Below are 7,347 nucleotides of genomic sequence, written 5' to 3'. Positions count from 1 at the left end.
GGACGGCCCGGCAGCAGCAGAGGTGCGCTGGCCCGCACTGCGGCTCGCTCGCCCATAAAAAAAGCTGCCACGTCTGACCGTGACAGCCTTTACAAATCTAGTCTTAACTGACCAGCATTACCGTTGTGCGGGCCTTTTTTGTTTTATCTTTACCGCAGCCGGAGCGTTACTCTTTCTTCTCGTCGTCCTCATCCCGATCCTCTTTCACCGGGGTGCTGGCGGTGAGCAGGAACGGCGACTGCTGCCAGCGGGTGCGGCGGTGGCGCAGCAGAGTGCGTGAGAGAATAATGCCGATAGCCAGCGCCAGCAGCATCATCAGACGCAGAATATTGGTGGTGTTATCGACCTGATGCGAGTCGGTGACCAGCACGTGGGTATCCAGCGTCACGCGCAAAAAGCCCAGCGGACCCTCGTTTCCGGCCAGCGGCTGCACAATCTGATGGTTGAAATAGCTGCCTGCGCGCTGGCCGTCGAGCGCCAGCCGATCGCGGACATTGATGTTTTCACCGCTGTGCGCCACCAGGCTGCCGTCGCCGTCATAGACCGATGCATCCAGAATACGGCTGTTAGCCGTCATCTGATTAAGAATGGCTTCTATCTGAGTCCGGTTATTTTCACTGTTGTCCATCAACGGCTTAAGGCTGAACGCCACCTGGCTGGTCAGCGTATGCGCCAGCTCCTCGACCTGTTCAGAACGTGCCGCCTGATGGCCGAGGCTGAACCAGGATGCGCCCTGCATCAGCACGACCAGCAGCGCCATCGAGATGAGAACGATCACGGTACGATGTAAGCGAAATTTCAGTGCGGTTTTAGCCATTAATCATCCGGGTCATATCACAACAGAAAGCCTGGAGATTATGTTGCCAGAAGCGGCGCAGACAAGGTAGCCTCTTGCGTGGTTTTGTTGTCCCTACAGGAGCTCTGATGCCAAATCGTTTAACCTGGTGCGATCTTCCCGCCGATGTCTCCCTCTGGCCGGGTTTGCCCCTTTCTCTTAGCGGTGATGAAGTGATGCCGCTGGATTATCGCGCTGGCCGTACCGGCTGGCTGCTGTATGGTCGCGGGCTGGATAAGCAGCGGCTGACCGATTACCAGCACCAGTTGGGTGCCGCCATGGTGATCGTCAGCGCCTGGAACGTCGATGAGTATCAGGTGATTCGCCTGGCGGGATCGCTGACGCCGTTTGCCAGCAAGCTGGCGCACGACGCCGGACTGGATGTCGCGCCGCTGGGCAGAATTCCGCATCTCAAAACGCCAGGCCTGCTGGTGATGGATATGGACTCCACCGCGATTCAGATCGAGTGCATCGATGAGATTGCAAAACTGGCGGGCTGTGGCGAGCAGGTGGCGGAAGTCACGGAACGTGCGATGCGCGGCGAACTCGACTTCACCGCCAGCCTGCGTCAGCGCGTGGCCACGCTGCAGGGGGCAGACGCCAATATTCTGAAACAGGTGCGTGATGCCCTGCCGCTGATGCCTGGCTTAACCACCCTGACGCAGAAGCTGCAGGCGCTGGGCTGGCAGGTTGCCATCGCGTCTGGCGGCTTTACCTACTACGCCGAATACCTGCGCGACAAGCTGCATCTGTCGGCGGTGGTCGCTAATGAACTCGAAATTCGCGACGGCAAACTGACCGGCAACGTGCTGGGACCGATTGTCGACGCACAATACAAAGCCGATACCCTGAAGAAGCTGGCGCAGCGTTTTGACATCGCGCCGGAACAGACGGTGGCGATCGGCGATGGTGCCAATGACCTGCTGATGATCAAAGCCTCAGCGCTGGGCATTGCGTTCCATGCTAAACCTAAGGTGAATGAGCAGACTGCGGTCACCATTCGCCATGCCGATTTAATGGGGGTGTTCTGCATCCTCACCGGCAGCCTGATCCACGAAGAGCGTTAACTGAGGTATTGATTTGGCCAAAGCGGCAAAACGCGCATTTGTCTGTAACGAATGTGGCGCAGATTACCCACGCTGGCAGGGGCAGTGCAGCGCCTGTCACGCCTGGAACACCATCACCGAGGTGCGCATTGCCGCCTCGCCCGCGGCTGCGCGTAACGAGCGCCTGAGTGGCTATGCCGGCAGCGCCGGCACCAGCCGGGTGCAGAAGCTCTCTGAAATCAGCCTGGAGGCGTTACCGCGCTTCTCGACCAGCTTCAAAGAGTTTGACCGGGTGCTGGGCGGCGGGGTGGTGCCGGGCAGCGCCATTCTGATTGGCGGCAGCCCCGGCGCAGGCAAATCCACGCTGCTGCTGCAGGTGATGTGCCGGTTGTCAGAGGGGATGAAAACCCTGTATGTCACCGGTGAAGAGTCACTGCAGCAGGTGGCGATGCGCGCCCATCGTCTGGGATTACCTACCGAAAATGTGAATATGCTGTCGGAAACCAGCATTGAGCAGATCTGCCTGATCGCCGAACAGGAGCAGCCGCAACTGATGGTGATCGACTCGATCCAGGTGATGCACATGGCGGAGATCCAGTCATCGCCGGGCAGCGTCGCCCAGGTGCGTGAAACCGCCGCTTACCTGACGCGCTTCGCCAAGACGCGCGGCGTGGCGATCATCATGGTTGGTCACGTTACCAAAGATGGCTCCCTGGCCGGACCGAAAGTGCTGGAACACTGTATCGACTGTTCAGTGCTGCTGGATGGCGATGCCGATTCCCGCTTCCGCACCCTGCGCAGTCATAAAAACCGCTTCGGCGCGGTCAATGAACTGGGTGTGTTTGCCATGACCGAGCAGGGCATGCGTGAAGTCAGCAACCCGTCAGCTATTTTCCTGTCGCGCGGCGAAGAGATCACCTCGGGCAGTTCGGTGATGGTGCTGTGGGAGGGAACGCGACCGCTGCTGGTGGAGATTCAGGCGCTGGTCGATCACTCGATGATGGGCAATCCACGCCGCGTGGCAGTGGGTCTGGAGCAGAACCGTCTGGCGATTCTGCTGGCGGTGCTGCACCGGCACGGCGGATTGCAGATGGCCGATCAGGATGTGTTCGTTAACGTGGTCGGCGGCGTCAAAGTCACCGAAACCAGTGCAGACCTGGCGCTGATGCTGTCGATGGTGTCGAGCCTGCGCGATCGTCCGTTGCCGCAGGATCTGGTGATCTTCGGCGAAGTGGGACTGGCGGGCGAAATCCGTCCGGTGCCCAGCGGTCAGGAGCGCATCGCTGAAGCGGCGAAGCATGGCTTCAAACGCGCCATTGTGCCGGCAGGGAATGCACCGAAAAAACCGATTGCCGGGATGCAGGTTTTCAGCGCGAAGAAGCTGGCCGATGCGCTGGCGATTCTGGACGATCTGTAACGCGCCTGCGGCCGCCAGCGAAAAGCCGCTGGCAGGCCGCTCCCACCTTAACCGCATTGATGCAGGAGGCACGACATGTCGTCGTTTGATTATCTGAAAACGGCCATTCGCCAGCAGGGCCACACGCTGCAACAGGTCGCTGATGCCAGCGGCATGACCAAAGGCTATCTGAGCCAGTTGCTCAATGCCAAAATCAAAAGCCCCAGCGCGCAAAAGCTGGAGGCGCTGCACCGTTTTCTGGGTCTGGAGTTTCCGCGCCGCGATAAAACGGTCGGCGTGGTGTTTGGTAAATTCTATCCGCTGCACACCGGCCATATCTATCTGATTCAGCGCGCCTGTAGCCAGGTCGATGAGCTGCATATCATTATGGGCTACGACGAGCCACGTGACCGCGAACTGTTTGAGAACAGCGCGATGTCACAACAGCCCACGGTCAGCGATCGCCTGCGCTGGCTGCTGCAGACCTTTAAGTATCAGAAAAATATCCGCATTCACGCCTTTGATGAGGAGGGGATTGAGCCCTATCCACACGGCTGGGATGTCTGGAGTAAGGGCGTCAGCGCGTTTCTCAGCGAGCACGGTATTGCGCCGGACTGCATCTACACCAGCGAAGCGCCCGATGCGGAGATGTATCAGCAGCATCTGGGCATTCAGACCGTACTGGTCGATCCCAGCCGATCCTTTATGAGCATCAGCGGCGCGCAGATCCGTCAGGATCCGTTCCGCTTCTGGGATTACATCCCGACCGAAGTGAAACCTTTCTTTGTGCGCACCGTGGCGATCCTCGGCGGGGAGTCGAGCGGTAAATCGACGCTGGTGAATAAACTCGCCAACATCTTCAATACCACCAGTGCCTGGGAATATGGCCGCGACTATGTCTTTTCCCACCTGGGCGGTGATGAAATGGCGCTGCAATATTCAGATTACGACAAGATCGCGCTGGGCCAGGCGCAGTACATCGATTTCGCGGTTAAATATGCCAATAAAGTGGCCTTTATCGACACCGACTTTGTGACCACGCAGGCGTTTTGTCTGAAGTATGAGGGGCGTGAACATCCGTTTGTGCAGGCACTGATCGATGAATATCGCTTTGATCTGGTGATTCTGCTGGAGAACAACGTGCCGTGGGTTGCCGATGGCTTGCGCAGCCTGGGCAGTTCCGTGGATCGCCGGGAATTTCAGTCGATGCTGGTGACGATGCTGCGGGAAAACAACATCGAATTCCTGCACGTGCAGGAAGATGATTATGACACCCGGTTCCTGCGCTGCATTGAACTGGTGAAAGCGATGCTGGGCGAGAAAAACGCCCAGCCGTAACGCATGCTGTAACCCGGTCTGCCGCAGGGCAGCCGGGTCAGCGCATTAATACACCATCACTACTTTACCGCGCATGTGGCCTTCCAGTACGCGCTGATGGGCAGCGGTTAAGGTCTCAACGCTTAAGCCGTGCAGCGTCTCGCTCAGTGTGGTTTGCAGCTTACCTTCATCCAGCAACGCCGAAACCGCATCCAGAATCTCACCCTGACGCGCCATATCCGGCGTGTTAAACATGCTGCGGGTGTACATCAGCTCGAAATGCAGTGCGGCACTCTTCAGCTTCAGCTGATCCATCGACAGCGGATGTTCGTTTTCCACGATGGTGCAGATATGGCCCTGCGGGGCGATAAGCTTTGCCATGGTTTCCCAGTGACCGTCGGTATCATTGAGGCAGAAGATATAATCGACCTGCTTAATGCCCTGTTTTTCCAGCTCTCCAATCATATCTTTGTAGTTGATCACCAGATCGGCGCCACGATCGCGGCACCACTGCGCGGAATCTTCACGCGAAGCGGTGGCAATGATCTTCACCTTGCTGCGCAGTTTCGCCAGCGGGATCGCCAGCGATCCGACGCCGCCTGCGCCGCCCACGATCAGCAGCGTCTGATCTTCCGTTGCTGACTCCAGGTTCAGTCGCTCAAACAGTCCTTCCCAGGCGGTCAGGGCCGTCAGCGGGATCGCGGCCGACTGCGCCCAGTCCAGGCTCTCTGGCTTGTGACCGGTGATGCGTGAGTCAACCAGCTGCTCGGTGCTGTTACTGCCAGGACGGGTCAGGTCACCCGCATAAAAAACTTTATCGCCTGGCTTAAAGTTGCTGACTTTGCTGCCCACTTCCAGCACCACACCGCTGGCATCCCAGCCGAGGATGCGTGGCTGCTCTAATCCGTTCTTCTTCGCCCCTTTGTGAACCTTGGTATCGACCGGGTTGACCGACGCGGCTTTGACTTCGACCCGCAGGTCATACTCCCCTGGCGCTGGGGTGACAGGGAAAATTTCAGTGAAGTTTTCAGGACTTTCCGGATTAATTGCGATAGCGCGAATAGACATAAATTTTTCCTGTTTAGTCAGGCTGGAAGCCTGGATCTGGTGGTTGCCATTCTGGCCCTGAAGAGTGCTCACACTCCGCAGGGGCTGTGCCACGCTGTCCGTGGCAGACTGGCTGATGATTCGGAACAGGCTTTAAGTGTAGAACCTGATTTTAGCAGTGATAAGATGGACAATTTTTCATAGAGTGTTCGTCTGAGGTGAACAATGGCATTTCGTCAGTGGCAGGATATGGCACTGTTTGCGCTGGTGGCGGAGTGCGGCAGCTTTACCGGCGCGGCAGAACGCGCAGGGCTGCCAAAATCGAGCGTCAGTCAGCGCATCAGCCAGCTGGAGCAGCGGCTGGGAATTCGGTTGCTGAACCGCACCACCCGCCAGCTCAATCTGACCTTTGCCGGTGAGCGCTATCTGCTGCATTGCCAGGAGATGATGCAGGCCAGTGAACGCGCCGATCAGGCGATCGCCAGCCTGCGCGAAAACCCCAGCGGGCGTCTGCGCATCACCAGCCCGGCGGGGATTGGTGCCACGCTGCTGGCGCGCTGTAACGCGGCGTTTTTACGTCTCTATCCCGATGTGACGCTGGATGTCTCGATCTCCGATGAGATGCGTGATCTGGTGCAGGAGGGCTTTGATGTGGCGCTGCGCACCGGTCAGCCGCAGGAGTCCTCGCTGATTGGCCGCCGGATAGGCAACTGCCCGCGACTGCTGGTTGCATCACAGCGCTATCTTGATCAGCATCCGCCGCTGGTTCATCCACAGCAGCTGTCTGCCCACCGCTGTATAGCACATCGTGCCTGGAATGAATGGGTGTTGCAGCGCGATGACGAGTTCTACCGCTGGCTGCTGCCGCCAGGCCATCTCACGGATAATTTACTCTATGCGCGCGAATCTGCGCTGGGCGATGCGGGCATTACGCTGCTGCCGCACTTTCTGACCGACGGGGCGATGGCGGATCCCCGGCTGGTGCCGGTATTGCCGGAATGGGAAATCGAGGGGAATGAGCTGTGGCTGGTCTATCCGGGCCGTAAACTGAATTCACCTGCGCTGGCGCGATTTATTGAGTTCGCGCTGCAGTCACCGGTGTTCAGGGAGTTTTATCGCTGACCGGTACAATGTGGCGCAGGAAGAGTGCCGCCATTTTTTCCGGGCCACTCTGGTAACCTGCGATATTTGCCGCTAACCAGTCGCTGGGGCTCACGCCTTCCCAGCTCACCTGATAGCCTGCGTGAAGAATGATATGCTCGAACAGAATGCGTAATGCCCGACCGTTTCCTTCCCGAAAGGGATGCAGGATATTGAACTCGCAGTAATACCAGGCAACCTGATGACAAAAAGCTTCATGGTCAGTCTGCTCAAGCCATCTTTCGCACGCCAGTTTTGCAAATAATTTCTCCGCTTCACGCAGAATAAAAGCGGGCTGGCAAAAGCGGGTCTCTCCTTTGCTGATAGAGATATCACGTATCTGCCCCGCCCAGCTATAAAGCTCGTTAAACAGGCAGTAATGAATGTGACACAGTGACTGAAGGGTAAAAGGAGGATGAGAGAGCTTAATGGTGTGAATGGTCAGCGCGGTAACAGCACGCTCAGCCTGATCCAGCAGGGTTTGTTCGCGAATATCATAGCGATTGATCAGCACATCGGAATCGGGATAACAGTAGTGATCTCGCCAGACAAGATAACGATTCACG

The 7,347-nt window shown here is 57.7% G+C and carries 7 protein-coding genes; 4 read left to right on the top strand and 3 right to left on the bottom strand.

The features are described 5' to 3' along the window. Positions 1-166 precede the first annotated feature (166 nt). Positions 167-817 (bottom strand): YtjB family periplasmic protein, encoded by a 651-nt coding sequence (locus ACK13D_RS21225; RefSeq protein ID WP_010253606.1) that lies wholly within the window; start codon positions 815-817, stop codon positions 167-169. A 107-nt stretch (positions 818-924) separates the two neighbouring features. Here ACK13D_RS21225 and serB point away from each other — a divergent pair, with 107 nt between their 5' ends. The 3 genes from serB to nadR all read left to right on the top strand — a co-directional run bounded on the left by serB (position 925) and on the right by nadR (position 4,615). Next, complete coding sequence (gene serB / locus ACK13D_RS21220; protein WP_010253608.1) at positions 925-1,902, top strand: phosphoserine phosphatase; 978 nt, start codon at positions 925-927, stop codon at positions 1,900-1,902. A gap of 13 nt (positions 1,903-1,915) precedes the next feature. After that, positions 1,916-3,298, top strand: coding sequence for a DNA repair protein RadA (radA, locus tag ACK13D_RS21215; RefSeq protein ID WP_010253610.1), 1,383 nt, complete (start codon positions 1,916-1,918; stop codon positions 3,296-3,298). A gap of 75 nt (positions 3,299-3,373) precedes the next feature. Continuing rightward, positions 3,374-4,615 carry a multifunctional transcriptional regulator/nicotinamide-nucleotide adenylyltransferase/ribosylnicotinamide kinase NadR gene (gene nadR / locus ACK13D_RS21210; RefSeq protein ID WP_010253612.1) on the top strand — a complete coding sequence of 414 codons (1,242 nt, stop codon included), beginning with the start codon at positions 3,374-3,376 and terminating at the stop codon, positions 4,613-4,615. Positions 4,616-4,660: 45 nt separating this feature from the next. Here nadR and ACK13D_RS21205 read toward each other — a convergent pair whose 3' ends face one another. After that, complete coding sequence (locus tag ACK13D_RS21205) at positions 4,661-5,662, bottom strand: zinc-binding alcohol dehydrogenase family protein (RefSeq protein WP_022625370.1); 1,002 nt, start codon at positions 5,660-5,662, stop codon at positions 4,661-4,663. A 204-nt stretch (positions 5,663-5,866) separates the two neighbouring features. On the opposite strand from ACK13D_RS21205, the gene ACK13D_RS21200 reads away from it, so the two are divergent. Then, a complete protein-coding gene (locus ACK13D_RS21200) occupies positions 5,867-6,763 on the top strand; it encodes a LysR family transcriptional regulator (RefSeq protein WP_010253616.1) in 897 nt (298 codons plus the stop codon). On the opposite strand, the gene ACK13D_RS21195 is transcribed toward ACK13D_RS21200, so the two are convergent. Continuing rightward, positions 6,744-7,346, bottom strand: a complete 603-nt coding sequence (locus tag ACK13D_RS21195) for a putative adenosine monophosphate-protein transferase Fic (RefSeq protein WP_158149574.1) — start codon at positions 7,344-7,346, stop codon at positions 6,744-6,746. The two genes, ACK13D_RS21200 and ACK13D_RS21195, sit on opposite strands and share 20 nt — an antisense overlap. Between the last annotated feature and the right edge of the window lies 1 nt (position 7,347).

This window comes from Pantoea sp. K16, from assembly GCF_048452805.1.
Taxonomy (GTDB): domain Bacteria; phylum Pseudomonadota; class Gammaproteobacteria; order Enterobacterales; family Enterobacteriaceae; genus Pantoea; species Pantoea agglomerans.
The sequence above is the reverse complement of the archived record's forward strand: the minus strand, read 5'-3'. Positions and strand labels throughout refer to the sequence as shown.